Annotated in this window: 12 protein-coding genes; 9 read left to right on the plus strand and 3 right to left on the minus strand. The window is 74.5% G+C overall.

Features of this window, described 5'->3' with window-relative positions:
• Positions 1 to 25 precede the first annotated feature (25 nt).
• A complete protein-coding gene (locus OKX07_RS08270; RefSeq protein WP_265631347.1) occupies positions 26 to 1,495 on the minus strand; it encodes an NAD-dependent succinate-semialdehyde dehydrogenase in 1,470 nt (489 codons plus the stop codon).
• Between the two features lie 34 nt (positions 1,496 to 1,529).
• On the opposite strand from OKX07_RS08270, the gene OKX07_RS08275 reads away from it, so the two are divergent.
• From OKX07_RS08275 to OKX07_RS08290, 4 genes are all read left to right on the plus strand, one after another.
• On the plus strand, positions 1,530 to 2,366 hold the full coding sequence (locus tag OKX07_RS08275) for a thymidylate synthase (protein ID WP_265631348.1): 837 nt from the start codon (positions 1,530 to 1,532) through the stop codon (positions 2,364 to 2,366).
• Positions 2,367 to 2,369: 3 nt separating this feature from the next.
• Positions 2,370 to 2,852, plus strand: coding sequence for a dihydrofolate reductase (locus OKX07_RS08280; protein WP_265631349.1), 483 nt, complete (start codon positions 2,370 to 2,372; stop codon positions 2,850 to 2,852).
• Positions 2,853 to 2,940: 88 nt separating this feature from the next.
• The gene (gene dapA / locus OKX07_RS08285; protein WP_265631350.1) at positions 2,941 to 3,870 is read left to right on the plus strand and encodes a 4-hydroxy-tetrahydrodipicolinate synthase; all 930 of its coding nucleotides are present in this window, start codon (positions 2,941 to 2,943) and stop codon (positions 3,868 to 3,870) included.
• Between the two features lie 37 nt (positions 3,871 to 3,907).
• Positions 3,908 to 5,593 (plus strand): ribonuclease J, encoded by a 1,686-nt coding sequence (locus OKX07_RS08290; protein WP_265631351.1) that lies wholly within the window; start codon positions 3,908 to 3,910, stop codon positions 5,591 to 5,593.
• A 183-nt stretch (positions 5,594 to 5,776) separates the two neighbouring features.
• Here the strand turns inward: OKX07_RS08290 and OKX07_RS08295 are convergent, their stop codons facing one another.
• Positions 5,777 to 6,925 carry a winged helix DNA-binding domain-containing protein gene (locus OKX07_RS08295; protein WP_265631352.1) on the minus strand — a complete coding sequence of 383 codons (1,149 nt, stop codon included), beginning with the start codon at positions 6,923 to 6,925 and terminating at the stop codon, positions 5,777 to 5,779.
• Positions 6,926 to 7,095: 170 nt separating this feature from the next.
• On the opposite strand from OKX07_RS08295, the gene OKX07_RS08300 reads away from it, so the two are divergent.
• Positions 7,096 to 9,690, plus strand: a complete 2,595-nt coding sequence (locus tag OKX07_RS08300; RefSeq protein ID WP_265631353.1) for an FtsK/SpoIIIE family DNA translocase — start codon at positions 7,096 to 7,098, stop codon at positions 9,688 to 9,690.
• Between the two features lie 11 nt (positions 9,691 to 9,701).
• Entirely contained in the window at positions 9,702 to 11,873 is a 2,172-nt protein-coding gene (locus tag OKX07_RS08305; RefSeq protein ID WP_265631354.1) for a putative bifunctional diguanylate cyclase/phosphodiesterase, read from the plus strand.
• Between the two features lie 10 nt (positions 11,874 to 11,883).
• On the opposite strand, the gene OKX07_RS08310 is transcribed toward OKX07_RS08305, so the two are convergent.
• Positions 11,884 to 13,209 carry a CapA family protein gene (locus OKX07_RS08310; RefSeq protein WP_265631355.1) on the minus strand — a complete coding sequence of 442 codons (1,326 nt, stop codon included), beginning with the start codon at positions 13,207 to 13,209 and terminating at the stop codon, positions 11,884 to 11,886.
• Positions 13,210 to 13,318: 109 nt separating this feature from the next.
• Between OKX07_RS08310 and pgsA the strand changes: the two genes are divergently transcribed.
• From pgsA to OKX07_RS08325, 3 genes are all read left to right on the plus strand, one after another.
• The gene (gene pgsA, locus OKX07_RS08315) at positions 13,319 to 13,912 is read left to right on the plus strand and encodes a CDP-diacylglycerol--glycerol-3-phosphate 3-phosphatidyltransferase (protein ID WP_265631356.1); all 594 of its coding nucleotides are present in this window, start codon (positions 13,319 to 13,321) and stop codon (positions 13,910 to 13,912) included.
• On the plus strand, positions 13,909 to 14,442 hold the full coding sequence (locus OKX07_RS08320) for a CinA family protein (protein ID WP_265631357.1): 534 nt from the start codon (positions 13,909 to 13,911) through the stop codon (positions 14,440 to 14,442). The genes pgsA and OKX07_RS08320 overlap by 4 nt, the downstream gene beginning before the upstream one ends.
• 161 nt (positions 14,443 to 14,603) lie before the next feature.
• Positions 14,604 to 14,933: a helix-turn-helix domain-containing protein gene (locus tag OKX07_RS08325; RefSeq protein ID WP_265631358.1), complete on the plus strand. Its 330-nt coding sequence runs from the start codon at positions 14,604 to 14,606 to the stop codon at positions 14,931 to 14,933.
• Positions 14,934 to 14,952 lie beyond the last annotated feature (19 nt).

Consider the following 14,952-nt stretch of genomic DNA (forward strand, 5'->3'; position numbering starts at 1 on the left):
CCGGACCGGGCGGTCGCGGTGGGCATCACAGGGCGACGTACACGGTCTCCAGGTACTCGTCGAGCCCGGCCTCGCCGCCCTCGCGGCCCAGCCCGGACATCTTGACCCCGCCGAAGGGTGCGCTCGCGTCCGACACCATGCCGCGGTTGATCCCCACCATCCCGGCCTCGAGCTCCTCGGCCAGCCGCATCGCCCGCCCGACGTCCCGCGTGTAGGCGTAGGCGACGAGCCCGAACGGGGTGCCGTTGGCCAGGCGCAGCGCCTCGTCCTCGTCGCCGAAGGTGACGACGGGGGCGACCGGTCCGAACGTCTCCTCGGTGACGACGCGGGCGTCCGGGGCGACGCCCGTGAGCACGGTCGGCCGGTAGAAGTAACCTTCGCGCGCCGGAGCCGAGCCACCCGTACGGACCGTCGCCCCGCCGTCGGCCGCCTGCTGGACGACCTCGGCGACCCGGTCGACCGCGCCACGCTCGATGAGCGGGCCGACGGTCACGCCCTCGTCGGCGCCGTGCCCCACGACCAGGCGGTCGAACGCCACGGTGAGGCGCACGGCGAACTCGTCGGCCACGGACGCGTGCACGAGGAACCGGTTGGCGGCCACGCACGTCTGGCCGGCGTTGCGCATCTTGGCCTGCAGCGCGCCCTCCACGGCGGCGTCGAGGTCGGCGTCGGCGAACACGAGGAACGGGGCGTTGCCACCGAGCTCCATGGACGTGCGCAGGACCGACGGCGCGGCCGCGGCGAGCAGCGCCGCCCCGACCTCGGTGGAGCCGGTGAACGACAGCTTGCGCAGCCGCGGGTCGGCGAGCAGCGGCTCGCTGATGCGCCGCGCGGACGACGAGGGCACGACGTTGAGGACGCCGACGGGCAGGTCGCGCGCCTCGAGCTCGGCGCGGATCAGCTCGGCGACGTAGATCGTCGTCAGCGGCGTCAGCTGCGCCGGCTTGACGACGCACGTGCAGCCCGCGGCCAGCGCCGGCGCCACCTTGCGCGCGATCATCGCGATGGGGAAGTTCCACGGCGCGATGAGCAGCGCGGGCCCGACCGGCCGGCGCAGGACGAGCTGGTGGTGCGTCCCTGCGGGCGCCCGCCGGGCGAGGCCCTCGACGCGGACCGCCTGCTCGCCGTACCAGCGCACGTACTCGGCCGCGTACGCCACCTCGGCACGCGACTCGGCCAGCGGCTTGCCCCCCTCGGCGGTGACGAGCGCCGCGATGTCGTCGGCGCGGGCCGTGATCGTGTCGAACACGGCGCGCAGCAGGTCGGCGCGTACGCGGGGCGCGGTGCGGCGCCACGGCTCGGACGCCGCGACGGCGGCGTCGAGCGCGTCGCGGGCGTCCGCCTCGGCACCGTCCGCGACCTCGGCGATCGGGCGGGTGGTGGCGGGGTCCTCGACCTCGAACGTCGCCCCCGAGCGTGCGGGTCGCCACCGGCCGCCGACGAGCACGCCCGTGGGCAGGTTCGCAGCGACGGTGGACGGCGGCGTCGAGGTCATCCCCCCATCCTCGTGGCCCGTTTACGATGGCGCCATGACGGACCCGGCACACGGCACTGGCGACCTCGCGCCCGACGTCCCGACGCCCTACGAGGACCTCCTGCGCCTCGTCCTGGCGTCCGGGACGCCCAAGGCCGACCGCACCGGCACGGGCACCCGCTCGCTCTTCGGCCACCAGCTGCGCTACGACCTGAGCGCCGGCTTCCCGCTCGTGACGACCAAGCGCGTGTTCTTCCGTGGCGTCGCCGAGGAGCTGTTCTGGTTCCTGCGCGGGGAGTCGAACATCGCGTCGCTCGTCGAGCGGGGCGTGCACATCTGGGACGACTGGGCCGACGACGAGGGCGAGCTCGGCCCCGTGTACGGCGTGCAGTGGCGCTCGTGGCCGACACCCGGCGGCGGCCACGTCGACCAGCTCGCGCGCCTGCTCACCGAGCTGCGGGCCGACCCCGACTCGCGCCGGCACGTCGTCTCGGCGTGGAACGTCGCGGCCCTCGACGACATGGCCCTCGTGCCGTGCCACGCGTTCTTCCAGCTGTACGTCGCCGACGGGCGCCTGTCGTGCCAGGTGTACCAGCGCTCGGCGGACCTGTTCCTCGGGGTGCCGTTCAACATCGCCTCGTACGCGCTGCTCACGCACATGATCGCGCAGCAGGTGGACCTCGAGGTGGGCGACCTGGTGTGGACCGGCGGCGACTGCCACGTCTACGACAACCACGTCGAGCAGGTGCGCGAGCAGCTCGCCCGTGACCCCTACCCGTACCCGACGCTGCGGCTGCGCCGCGCGCCCTCCCTGTTCGAGTACACGTGGGACGACGTCGAGGTGGTCGGCTACCGGCACCACCCGACGATCTCCGCCCCCGTGGCCGTCTGACCCGTGGTCGCCCTGGTCTGGGCCCAGACGCCCGACGGCGTCATCGGGGACGCCGGCACGATCCCGTGGCACGTGCCGGAGGACATGGCGCACTTCCGCGAGCTCACCGCCGGCGGGACGGTCGTCATGGGCCGCGCCACCTGGCAGTCGCTGCCGGAGCGGTTCCGACCCCTGCCGGGGCGGGCCAACGTCGTGCTGTCGCGCGACGTGTCCTTCGAGGCGCCGGGGGCCGCGGTGGTCGACGACCTCGACGCGGCGCTCACCGACCATCCCGACGCGTGGGTCATCGGCGGGGGAGCGGTCTACGCACAGGCCGTGGAGCGTGCCGACCGGCTCGAGGTGACCGTCGTGGACCTCGACGTGGCAGGCGACACGCGGGCCCCGGACGTCCCTCCCGGCTGGCGGCTCGTCACCGGCGGGCCGCAGGCCCCGTGGCTCGTCTCGCGGACCGGGACGCGGTACCGGTTCGACACCTGGCGGCGCTGAGCCGGTCCCGGCGAGCCTCCGACGCGTCCGGTGCGGACCGGGTGAAATGCCACCACGCGGGCACCGGTCAGGGCGGTACCGTGTGCCCATGCCTGCCGTGACCTCCGCCACCCACCCGTTCGGGTCGCTGCTGTCCGCGATGGTCACGCCGATGACCGCGGACGGTGCCGTCGACCTCGCGGCCACCGTCCGCCTGGCGCGGCACCTGGTCGACGCCGGCCACGACGGGCTCGTCCTGAACGGCACGACCGGCGAGGCGTCGACGACGCACGCCCCCGAGAAGGCCGAGATCGTCGCCGCCGTCGTCGAGGCGGTCGGCGACCGCGCGTACGTCGTGGCGGGCGCCGGCTCCAACGACACCGCGCACGCCGTGCGGATGGCCGAGCAGGCGGCCGAGGCGGGCGCGCACGGCCTGCTCGTCGTGACGCCCTACTACTCCCGGCCGTCGCAGGCGGGGATCGTGGCGCACGTGACGGCCGTCGCCGACGCGACGGACCTGCCGGTCATGCTCTACGACGTCCCCGGCCGCGCCTGTGTGCGCCTGGCCCCCGCCACGGTCGACCGCCTCGCCGCCGACGACCGCGTCGTCGCCATGAAGGACGCGACCGGCGACGTCGTCGCCGCCGCGGGCGCGATCGTCCGCACCGGCCTGGCCTGGTACAGCGGCGACGACAGCCTCGCCCTCTCCTTCCTCGCCCACGGTGCCGTGGGACTGGTCGGCGTCGCGACGCACGCCGCGCCCGAAGGGTTCGCTCGGCTGTTCGACGCGTGGCGCGACGGCGACGCCGCGACCGCGCTCGACGTCTACCGCTCGCTGCTGCCGGCGATCACGGCGCTGAACGACGCAGGCTTCCAGGCGACCGCCGCGAAGGCCGCGCTCGTCGAATTGGGCGTCCTCGACAGCCGCGCGTGCCGGTTGCCCCTCGTGCCCTTCACCGACGACGAGGCGGCCGACGTGCGTGCCGGTCTGGCGGCCTCCGGCCTGCTCGACGTCGTCGCGGGCACCGACCGCGCGTGACGCACCGGTCGGCCCCCACCGATCTCCCAGGAGCTCCATGAGTCACCCGCACCCGGACCTGACGCTGCCCCCGCCCCTGCCGGAGGGCGCGCTGCGCATCGTCGCGCTCGGCGGCCTCGGCGAAGTCGGACGCAACATGGCCGTCCTGGAGCACGCCGGGCGGCTGCTCGTCATCGACTGCGGCGTCCTGTTCCCCGAGGACCACCAGCCCGGCGTCGACCTCATCCTCCCGGACTTCGACTACATCCGTGACCGCCTCGACGACATCGACGCGATCGTCCTGACGCACGGCCACGAGGACCACATCGGCGCGGTCCCGTACCTGCTGCGGCTGCGGCGCGACATCCCCCTGGTGGGCTCGCGGCTGACGCTCGCGTTCGTCGAGGCCAAGCTCAAGGAGCACCGCATCGCCCCGGTGACGCTCCCGGTCAGCGAGGGGCAGGTCGAGCAGCTCGGGGCGTTCGAGTGCGAGTTCGTCGCCGTCAACCACTCGATCCCCGACGCGCTCGCGGTCGCCGTGCGCACGCCCGCCGGGACCGTGCTGCACACGGGCGACTTCAAGATGGACCAGCTGCCGCTCGACGGACGGATCACCGACCTGCGGGCGTTCGCCCGACTCGGTGAGCAGGGCGTCGACCTGTTCATGGTCGACTCCACCAACGCCGAGGTGCCGGGGTTCGTCACCCCGGAGCGTGAGATCGGCCCCGTGCTGGAGCAGGTGTTCGCCGAGTCGGTGGGGCGCGTCGTCGTGGCGTCGTTCGCCTCGCACGTGCACCGCGTCCAGCAGGTCATCGACGCGGCGGTCGCGAACGATCGCAAGGTGGCGCTCGTGGGCCGGTCGATGGTCCGCAACATGGGCATCGCCGCCGAGCTGGGCTACCTGCGGGTGCCCGACGGCGCGCTGGTCGACCAGAAGCGGATCGAGAACCTCCCCGACGAGCGCGTCGTGCTGATGTGCACCGGGTCGCAGGGCGAACCGATGGCGGCGTTGTCGCGGATCGCGAACGGTGACCACCCGGTGACCGTCGGGCCCGGCGACACCGTCGTGCTGGCGTCGAGCCTCATCCCCGGCAACGAGAACGCGGTGTTCCGCGTCATCAACGGCCTCATGCGGCTGGGGGCGCGCGTCGTGCACTCGGGCAACGCGAAGGTCCACGTCTCCGGGCACGCCAGCGCGGGCGAGCTCATCTACTGCTACAACATCCTGCGTCCGCGCAACGTGATGCCCGTGCACGGCGAGGTGCGCCACCTCATCGCCAACGCCGCGCTCGCGGTGCGCACCGGCGTGCCGGCGGACCGCGTGGTCCTCGCGGAGGACGGCGTCGTGGTCGACCTCGTCGACGGGCGCGCGCGCGTCGTCGGGGCGGTGCCGTGCGGCTACGTGTACGTCGACGGGTCGAGCGTAGGCGAGATCACCGAGGTCGAGCTCAAGGACCGTCGGATCCTCGGCGACGAGGGCTTCGTGTCGATCTTCGCGGTCGTGTCGTCCGCCGACGGCAAGGTGCTCGCGGGTCCGCAGATCCACGCGCGCGGCGTCGCGGAGCAGGACGACGTGTTCGACGAGATCCTGCCGGTGCTGACGGAGGCCCTCGAGGACGCCGTCCGCGGGGGCGCCACGGACACCCACCAGCTGCAGCAGGTGATGCGCCGCGTCGTGGGCCGCTGGGCCTCCAGCAAGCTGCGCCGCCGGCCGATGATCATCCCCGTCGTCGTGGAGGCGTGAGCCGGAGCGGAGCGGACGGTGGGGGCGCGCCGGCGCACGCGCCGGGAGCGCAGCGCAGGCTCACGCCGACCGGACGTATCGGGCGTGAGCCGGAGCGGAGCGGACGGTGGGGGCGCGCCGGCGCACGCGCCGGGAGCGCAGCGCAGGCTCACGCCGACCGGAGGTATCGGGCGTGAGCCACCGCTACGCCTGGCGGACACCGCGGAACGCGGCGAGCAGCGCGTGCTGCTCGTCGACCGCGGCGCGGAGCGCGTGGTCCCACGGCACCCAGGGGTCGAGCACGAGCGCGAGCCGACCGCCGCTGGTGCGGGGCCGCCACGTGCCGACCACCTCGCTGCCGGCGAGCACGGCGCCGGGTCGGCCGAGCACGGGCCACGTCGCGGAGCGCCGGGACTGGTCGGGGACGAGCAGGTCACGGTCGCGCGCCTGCAGGATCGGGTCGTAGGGGCCGAGCAGGCGGGCGGCGGGGCCGACCAGGGTCGCAGCGGAGACGAGCTCGTCGAGGTCCTCGGCGAGCACGTGGGACGGTCGACCGTCGACGTCGACGGCCACGGCGTCGGACGGCCACCGCGCGGTGACGTCGCGCACGGGGGAGTCGAGGTACGCGGCGACGTGCTGGGGGGTGGTCGGGCCGAGCAGGTGCAGGGTCGTGCGCACCAGGTCGAACGGCGTCCCGGGGGCGGCGGGCGTGGTGGCGCCGATGCGCGTGGACGGCCAGCCGGGGATGCGACGCAGCACGGGCGGTGACGTGCCGGCGTCGAGCTCGAGCCCTGCGTGCAGCGCGGCGAGGCGGAACGTCTGCTCGTACATGTGCGTCGTGCCGCAGGGGCGGCACGCGCGCAGGTAGGCCTCGGGCATCGCGGCGGTGAGCGCCGTCGAGAGGTCTCCCTTGACGGTGGGCTGCACGACGATCTCCCGCATCGCGCGGGCGACCTGCGCGAGCGCCTGCGTGGGCGCGATGCCGGCGGCCTTCAGGGGGCGTGCCGCGTCGAACATGCGCTTGGCCGCGTCGGCGTCGGACCAGGGGCGCACGGCGTGCTCGACCTCGCGCAGGTCGGCGCGGCGGTACGCGTGCGGGGCGCCGCGCAGCGTCCAGGCGTAGGCGAGCGTGGGGGGCCGGTCGGCAGCGGTGACCGCCACCCCGCGCAGGGCGAGGGCCCAGAGCGCGCCGTCGGGCCCGGTGTCCTGCGCACCCCCGTCGAGGACGGTGGCGTCCGTGGGGTCGGTGGCGGACCCGGGTGCCCGGTCGAGCTGCTGCACCCGGACGCGGTGCCGCAAGGCCGTCGTGCGGTCGACGGCGACCGTCGCCTTTGTCGCGGGGCTGGACGCCATCGGGGAATCGTGGGACGGGGCACCGACACCGGGCCGTGCACCGGGTGCGCCGTGGGCGTTGCGCCGCGACGCCGGGTGCCCGTGCCACCGGAGGGTGACGGAGGGCGCCGTCGGGCGACACGGGCACCGCCAGCACCGACTCGGGCCGCGGCGAGGCTAACGTGAGGACCATGGCGACCCGTACGACTCCCGGCCCCGCGCGCCCGACGCGTGCCTCCGGTGCGTCCCCCCGGTCGACCAAGGGTGCGCAGCCGCGCGGCGGTGCCCGGCCCGCGGGCCGCGCGCCGGCCCCCGCGCCGACGCGCCCCGCCCTCCCGCTGCGGATCGTGCGGGGCATCTGGATGGGTGCCGCGCACCTGGTGGGCGGCACGGCCCGGCACGTGGGCGCGGGCGCGCGCGACCTCGACCCCGCGCACCGGCGCGACGGTCTCGCGTTCACGCTCGTGGGTCTCGCGGTCGTCATCGCCGCGCGGGAGTGGTGGGACCTGTCGGGGACGGCGGGCGACGTCATCCACAACATCGTGGCCGGGACGTTCGGCGTCGTCGGCGTGGCCGTGCCCGTGGTGCTCCTCGGCCTGGGCGTGCGGCTGATGCGGCACCCGGACCGGGTCCAGGCCAACTCGCGCATCGGCATCGGCCTGACGGCGATCACGGTCGCCGTCTGCGGCATCGTGCACCTCACGCAGGGGCTGCCGGGCACGCAGGACATGGCGGCCGTGCGCGTCGCGGGGGGCATCGTCGGCTTCGGTATCGGGACCCCGCTGGCGACGTTGCTGACGACCGTGGTCGCGGGCGTCCTGCTCGGGATCCTCGCCTTCTTCGGCGTGCTCGTCGTCACGGCGACGCCCGTCCACCTCATCGGGCCGCGCCTCGCGGCCCTGTACCGGCGGCTGACCGGGCTGCACGAGAGCCCCGACGCCGAGCCGGACGCGCCGCTGGTCATCGAGGCGCTGCACAGCGCCCGCCCCGAGGCCACCACCCGGCCGACGCGCCGTCTCCTCGGTCGTCGCCGCGCCGCGGAGGTACCGCCCCCCGACGACGGCCGCCTCGACGGGTACGAGGGGGACGAGGCGTTCGAGCGCGCCGCTGTCGTGCAGCGCGAGGAGGAGGAGGCCGCGGCTGCCGCAGCCGCCGCCGTGGCCGTGACGGTGCCCATGGCGGCCGTCGAGGCCGACCTGCCCGCGCCCCCGACGAGCGGCGTGCCGCGCGGGGAGCAGCCGATGCTCGGTGGCGACGTCGTGTACATCCTGCCGACCGAGGACGTCCTGTCGAAGGGCCCGCCGCACAAGGTGCGCTCGGCGGCCAACGACCGGGTCGTCGAGTCGCTCACGTCGGTGCTCGAGCAGTTCGAGATCGATGCCCAGGTCACGGGCTTCACGCGCGGGCCCACCGTGACGCGGTACGAGGTCGAGCTGGGCCAGGCGGTCAAGGTCGAGCGGGTGACCGCCCTGAGCAAGAACATCGCGTACGCGGTCGCGAGCGCGGACGTGCGCATCCTGTCGCCGATCCCCGGCAAGTCCGCGATCGGCATCGAGATCCCGAACACGGACCGCGAGACCGTCGCGCTCGGCGACGTGCTGCGCTCCTCCGCGGCCAAGCGCAGCGAGCACCCGATGGTCATCGGCGTCGGCAAGGACGTCGAGGGCGGGTACGTCGTCGCGAACCTCGCGAAGATGCCGCACCTGCTGGTCGCGGGCGCGACCGGCGCGGGCAAGTCGTCGTTCGTCAACTCGATGATCGTCTCGATCCTCATGCGGTCGACGCCCGACGAGGTCCGCATGATCCTCGTGGACCCCAAGCGCGTCGAGCTCACCCTCTACGAGGGCATCCCGCACCTCATCACCCCGATCATCACTAACCCGAAGAAGGCCGCCGAAGCCCTCGAGTGGGTGGTGCGGGAGATGGAGGCGCGGTACGACGACCTCGCCAACTTCGGCTACAAGCACATCGACGACTTCAACGCCGCGGTGCGCTCGGGCAAGGTCAAGCCCCTGCCCGGCTCCGAGCGCAAGATCGCGACCTACCCGTACCTGCTGGTCATCGTCGACGAGCTGGCCGACCTCATGATGGTCGCCCCGCGCGACGTGGAGGCGTCGATCCAGCGCATCACGCAGCTGGCCCGCGCCGCCGGCATCCACCTGGTGCTGGCGACCCAGCGCCCGTCGGTGGACGTCGTCACCGGCCTGATCAAGGCCAACGTGCCGTCGCGACTCGCGTTCGCGACGAGCTCGCTGACGGACTCGCGCGTCGTGCTGGACCAGCCGGGAGCCGAGAAGCTCATCGGCCAGGGCGACGCGCTGTTCCTGCCGATGGGTGCCGCCAAGCCGATGCGCACGCAGGGGGCCTGGGTCTCCGAGTCGGAGATCCACGCGGTCGTCGAGCACGTCAAGACCCAGCTCAAGCCGACCTACCGTCAGGACGTCGCCGTCCAGGCCGTCAAGAAGCAGGTCGACGAGGACATCGGCGACGACCTCGACCTCCTGCTGCAGGCGGCCGAGCTCGTCGTGACGACGCAGTTCGGCTCGACGTCGATGCTGCAGCGCAAGCTGCGGGTCGGGTTCGCCAAGGCCGGCCGGCTCATGGACCTGCTCGAGTCGCGGGAGATCGTCGGGCCCTCCGAGGGGTCGAAGGCCCGCGAGGTGCTGCTGCAGCCGGACGACCTGCCCGCGACCCTCGCGATGCTGCGCGGCGAGCCCGGACCCGCGGCACCAGCGGGCGTGGACGAGGAGAGCGACGGCGTTCGCCCTCCGGTCGACGCCGACTGAGCGGCCGCGGCGTGGACGCAGGTGTCGTGGGCCCGTACGGCGTGGTCAGCACGGTCATCGCCGTGGTCGCGATCGCTGCGCTCGCCACGGTGCTGGTGCTCCTGCGCCGCGAGCGCGCGCAGGCGCGACGCAACGCCGACCTCGTCCGTGTGGCCCGTGACCTGAACCGGCGCTACGACGCGCTCCAGCGCGTCACGAGCGAGGGCGTGCTGGTGCAGTCGAGGGACGGCGTGGTGCAGGACCTGTCCGAGCGCGCGGCACAGGTGCTCGGCCTCACGCGCGAGTCGGTGGTCGGCGTCCACGTCGGACGGTTGCCGGTGGTGCTGCTCGACGACCGCGGCCTGGCCGTCAACCCCGCGCTCGTGCTCGGGCGGCGTGACGGTGAGGACGACCGCACGACGGTCGTCACCCTCGTCCCGCCGGGGCCGGGCGCCCGACCGTCGGTCGTGCAGGTGACGAGCCGTGCCATGCCCGCGGACGAGAGCGGCGAGATCGCCGTGCTGACGACCATCGTGGACATCACGGCGCGGCACGACGTCGAGGTGGCCCTGTCGCGCAGCGAGACGCAGTTCAAGGTCGCGATGGAGAACGCGCCGATCGGCATGGCCCTCGTCGACCTCGAGTGGCGCATCACCGAGGCCAACGTCGCGCTGGCCGAGCTGCTGGGGACCCACGCGACGGCGCTGCGTGGCTACCGGGTCGACGAGCTGAGCGCACCCGAGGACCGCGCCCGGCAGCGCATGGAGGTGGACAAGCTCCTCGGTGGCGGGCAGCAGCGGTTCTCGCTGGAGATGCGGTGCCGGCGCGCCGACGAGCAGCTCGTGTGGGTCGTCCTCGACGCCGCGCTGGTGCGCAGCGCCGACGGTCAGGCCGACCACTTCGTGGTGCAGGTGCGCGACGCGACGGAGTCGAAGATGCAGGCCGAGATGCTGACGCACCGGGCGATGCACGACCCGCTCACCGGTCTCGCGAACCGCACCCTGCTGCAGGAGGTGCTGCAGGCGTCGCTCTCCCAGCCGGGTGCGGTCGACCGCATCGCCGTGCTCGCGTGCGACCTCGACGGGTTCAAGGCCATCAACGACCGCTACGGTCACGCGGCCGGGGACGACATCCTCGTGCACGTCGCGGGCGTGCTGCGCGCGGCGACCCACGGTGGGGGGACGGTCGCGCGGCTCGGGGGCGACGAGTTCGTCGTGGTGCTGCAGGACGTCCACGCCGCCAAGGCGGTCTTCGAGGTCGCGAACGAGATCCATTCCGGCCTCGCGGAACCCGTGCGGGTGGGGCGCCGACGCCTCGGCGTGGGCGCCAGCGTCGGCATCGCGCTCGCCGAGCCCCACCTCGTCGAGGCGGGGGCGCCGACCCTGCTCGCCGCCGCCGACGCGGCGCTGTACCGGGCCAAGCAGTCCGGCCGGGGCCGCACCGAGGTCTACGACACGTCGATGGAGCTGGCCGCACCGTCCAACGTGCACCGCGAGCTCGTCCAGGCCATGGAGTCCGGTCAGCTCGTCGTGCACTACCAGCCGATCGTCGACCTGTCCGACGGGCACGTCGTGGGGTACGAGGCGCTGGTGCGGTGGGAGCACCCGCACCGCGGCCTGCTGCTTCCCGGCGCCTTCCTGCCGCAGATCCAGGAGGCGGGCGTCTCGGTGATGCTCGGTCAGCTCGTGGCGTCGCGGGTCGTGGAGTTCCTCGCGACCACCGCGGACGACGGCCGGTGGGTGTCGGTCAACGTGTCTGCCGACCAGCTGGGGGACTCCGAGCTCGCCACGCGCCTGCTGCAGGACCTCTCGCGCCACCGCGTGACCGCCGGGCGTCTCGTCCTGGAGCTCACCGAGTCCTCGCTCGTCGCGTCCGGCACGCGGATCCGGCACGAGCTCACGCAGCTGTCGGCTGCGGGCGTGCCCATCCTGCTCGACGACTTCGGGACGGGCGTCTCGCCGCTGTCGTACCTGCGCGACCTGCCGGTCGCGGGCGTGAAGCTCGACATGTCGTTCACGTCGGGGATCCCGCACGACCCCACGGCGGGCAAGGTGGTGCGCGCGCTGGGTGCGCTCGCGCGGGAGCTCGCGATGGTGACCATCGCGGAGGGCATCGAGAACGAGGAGCAGGCGGACTTCCTGCGCCGCAACGGGTGGCGGTACGGGCAGGGCTGGCTCTACGGGGGCGCGCGGCCGTTCGAGTGAGACGGCCGCGTCAGCGGGTGCGGGGGACCACCAGGGGCGGTGCCCCGGTCGCGGCGACGGGCGTCGTGCGCTCGGGCGCCTGCGCACCTGCCGCCGCACGGACCAGGGCGAGGCGGTCGGCGACCTGCGACGCCGTGAGCGTGGCGGTGCCGTCCGGCACGTCCGTCAGCGCGTGCACCTGGTGGCGCCCGCGCCGGTCCACGGTCACCGGCGTCCACTGCACCCCGACGACGCGCGGGGGTCCTGCCGGCGTGCCGGTCGCGGGGTCGGCGCCGGTCGCGACGACCTGGGCCGTGAGCAGCAGCCCGGACGCGGTCTCCGCGGCGCAGCACGCCTCGTCCTGGTTCGACAGGTAGTTGCCCAGCCCGTAGGCGACCCACATGCCCGCGCCGCCGGGCCCGCCGGCGAGCCGCTCGACCGGCTGCGGGACGTGCGCGTGGTGGCCGATCACGAGGTCGACGACCCCGGAGTCGGCGAGCCGCCGGGCGAGGGTGCGCTGCGTGTCCGTCGGCGCGGTGCGGTACTCGGTGCCCCAGTGCAGGCTCACGAGCACGAGGTCGGCCCCCGCGGCGCGGGCGGCGGTCGCGCGGCGCACGACGTCGTCACCGTCGAGCAGCTGGACGGACCAGGGTGCGTCGGCGGGGACCGGCATGCCGTTGGTGCCGTAGGTCGCCGCCAGGTGGGCGACCGTGACCGTCCGGCCCTCGCGCTCGAGGCGGTAGACCTGTGGCTGCGCGTCCTGCTCGGCGGACCGCGCGGTGCCCACGTGGCCGAGCCCGGCGGCGTCGAGCGCGTCCAGCGTCGCGACGACCCCGGCAGTCCCGCGGTCCACGGAGTGGTTGGACGCGGTCGAGCAGCCGTCCCATCCCTGGTCGGCGAGGCCGGCGGCGATCTGCGCGGGCGACCCGAACAGGGGGTACCCCGACGGTGCGGTGCCCGGCGGCGCGACGGGTACCTCCAGGTGGCACAGGGCCAGGTCGGCCGCCGACACCCACGGGTCGAGCGGGTCGAGCAGCCGCCCGAAGTCGTAGCCGTCGCCGTCGCGCGCCGACCGCACGACGGGCAGGTGGGGCAGGACGTCCCCCGTGGCGACGACGCTGAGCGCGACGTCCGGCTCACGGGTCGGGGCGGGTGCCGGCGAGGGCGCCGCGGAGGCGGGCGCGGGCGCCGACGTGAACGCACCCGCGACCGTCGGGGCGAGGCCCGCCGGTGTGCGCGGGACGGCGCCGAGCGCACCCGCCGCGCCCGCGGCCCCGACGACGACGAGGCCGGTCAGGGTGCACGCGATCACGGCCGGGAGCACCGGTCGGTGCAGGTCACGTGCGTGGCGGGGCACCCGGGGAGGCTAGTCGGTCATCCGTCCAGGTGACGCCGCCGGACGGGTGATGTCGCGGGCGAACGTGCCGCCGTCGGGCGTGGCCCGCCCCGGCCCGTAGGCTGGGCGCGTGGTCGACGACGCACCTTCCGCATGGAACCCGGCCAACGTCGTCACGGTCCTGCGCATCGCCGTCGTGCCCGTGTTCGCCGTGGTCCTGCTCGCCGACGGCGGGCACACCGTCACGGGCCGTCTCCTCGCGACCGGGCTCTTCGTCCTCGCCGCCGCGTCGGACCGCCTGGACGGCTGGCTCGCGCGCCGGTCGGGTCAGGTCACCGACATCGGCAAGATCCTCGACCCCATCGCCGACAAGCTGCTGATCGGGTCCGCCCTGGTCCTGCTGTCCTGGCTGGGTGACCTGTCGTGGGCGGTGACGGCGGTGGTGCTGGTCCGCGAGCTCGGCATCACCGTGATGCGGTTCTTCCTGCTGCGGTACGTGGTCCTGCCCGCCTCGCGCGGCGGCAAGCTCAAGACCGTCCTGCAAGCCGTCGCGATCTCGCTGTACCTGCTGCCGCTCGCGCACCTGCCCCCGGCCGTGGCGGTGCTCGCGGCCCTGGCGATGGCGCTCGCGGTCGTCGTCACCCTCCTGACGGGATTGGACTACGTGCGCGACGCGCTGCGCATCCGACGCGCTGCCGGGCTCCCGCCGTCAGCAGGTCGGTGAACCCGTCCCGCGGTGACGCAGCCGCGCTGCTGGACACCCTGCGGCGCCGCGGCTGGACGCTCGCGGTCGCCGAGTCGCTCACGGGCGGGCTCGTCACGGCGACGCTCGTCGACGTGCCGGGCGCCTCGGACGTCCTGCGGGGCGGTGTCGTGCCGTACGCGACCGACCTCAAGGCCACGCTGCTCGGCGTCGAGGCGGACCTGCTCGCGCAGCGTGGTGCGGTCGACCCCGACGTCGCGCTCGCGATGGCCGACGGCGTCCGACGCCGGCTCGGTGCCGACCTGGGTCTGGCGACCACGGGGGTCGCCGGGCCGGACCCGCAGGACGGTCGGGCACCCGGCACGGTGCACGTCGCGGTGAGCACCGGCACCGTGCGCGAGGTCCGCAGCCTGGAGCTGGCCGGCGACCGCGCAGCCGTGCGCGCCGCCGCGTGCGCGGCGGTGCTCGCGCTCGCCGCGGACGTGCTCGACCGGGCGGACGGGGCCCGTCCGGGAACACGCGGCACGGGTGCCGCGTTGGGTGGGGTGTGAACAGCACCCGGACGCCCGAGCGCGGGACAGGCGCACGCGTCGGCGGTGCGCGGTACGGTGGACGTCTCCCGGCTCCACGGCCGGGAGCAGCAAGTTCGACGGCCGCGCGCACCGCGGGACCGTCCGGTGACCGAGGACGTGACGTGAGGGGAGGAGCCCAGATGGTCGTTCTACGACGAGAGATCGGCGACGTCCTGCGGGACGCACGCCAGCGCCAGGGCCGGACCCTGCGCGAGGTCTCCTCAGCCGCTCGCGTGTCGCTCGGGTACCTCAGCGAGGTCGAGCGTGGGCAGAAGGAGGCGTCGTCGGAGCTGCTCAGCAGCATCTGCGACGCGCTCGACCTGCCGTTGTCCCTGGTGCTGCGCGAGGTCAGCGACCGCGTCGCCGTGGCCGAGGGCCTGCTCATCCCGGACACCGTGCCGGTCGACCTCACGGTCGGCGGGGACGCCGGTTGGGCCATGTCCCGGTCGGCGCTCGCTCCGGTCGGCTGACCAGGCGCACCCGCCTCGA

The sequence above is a fragment of the Cellulomonas sp. S1-8 genome (assembly GCF_026184235.1).
Classification (GTDB): domain Bacteria; phylum Actinomycetota; class Actinomycetes; order Actinomycetales; family Cellulomonadaceae; genus Cellulomonas.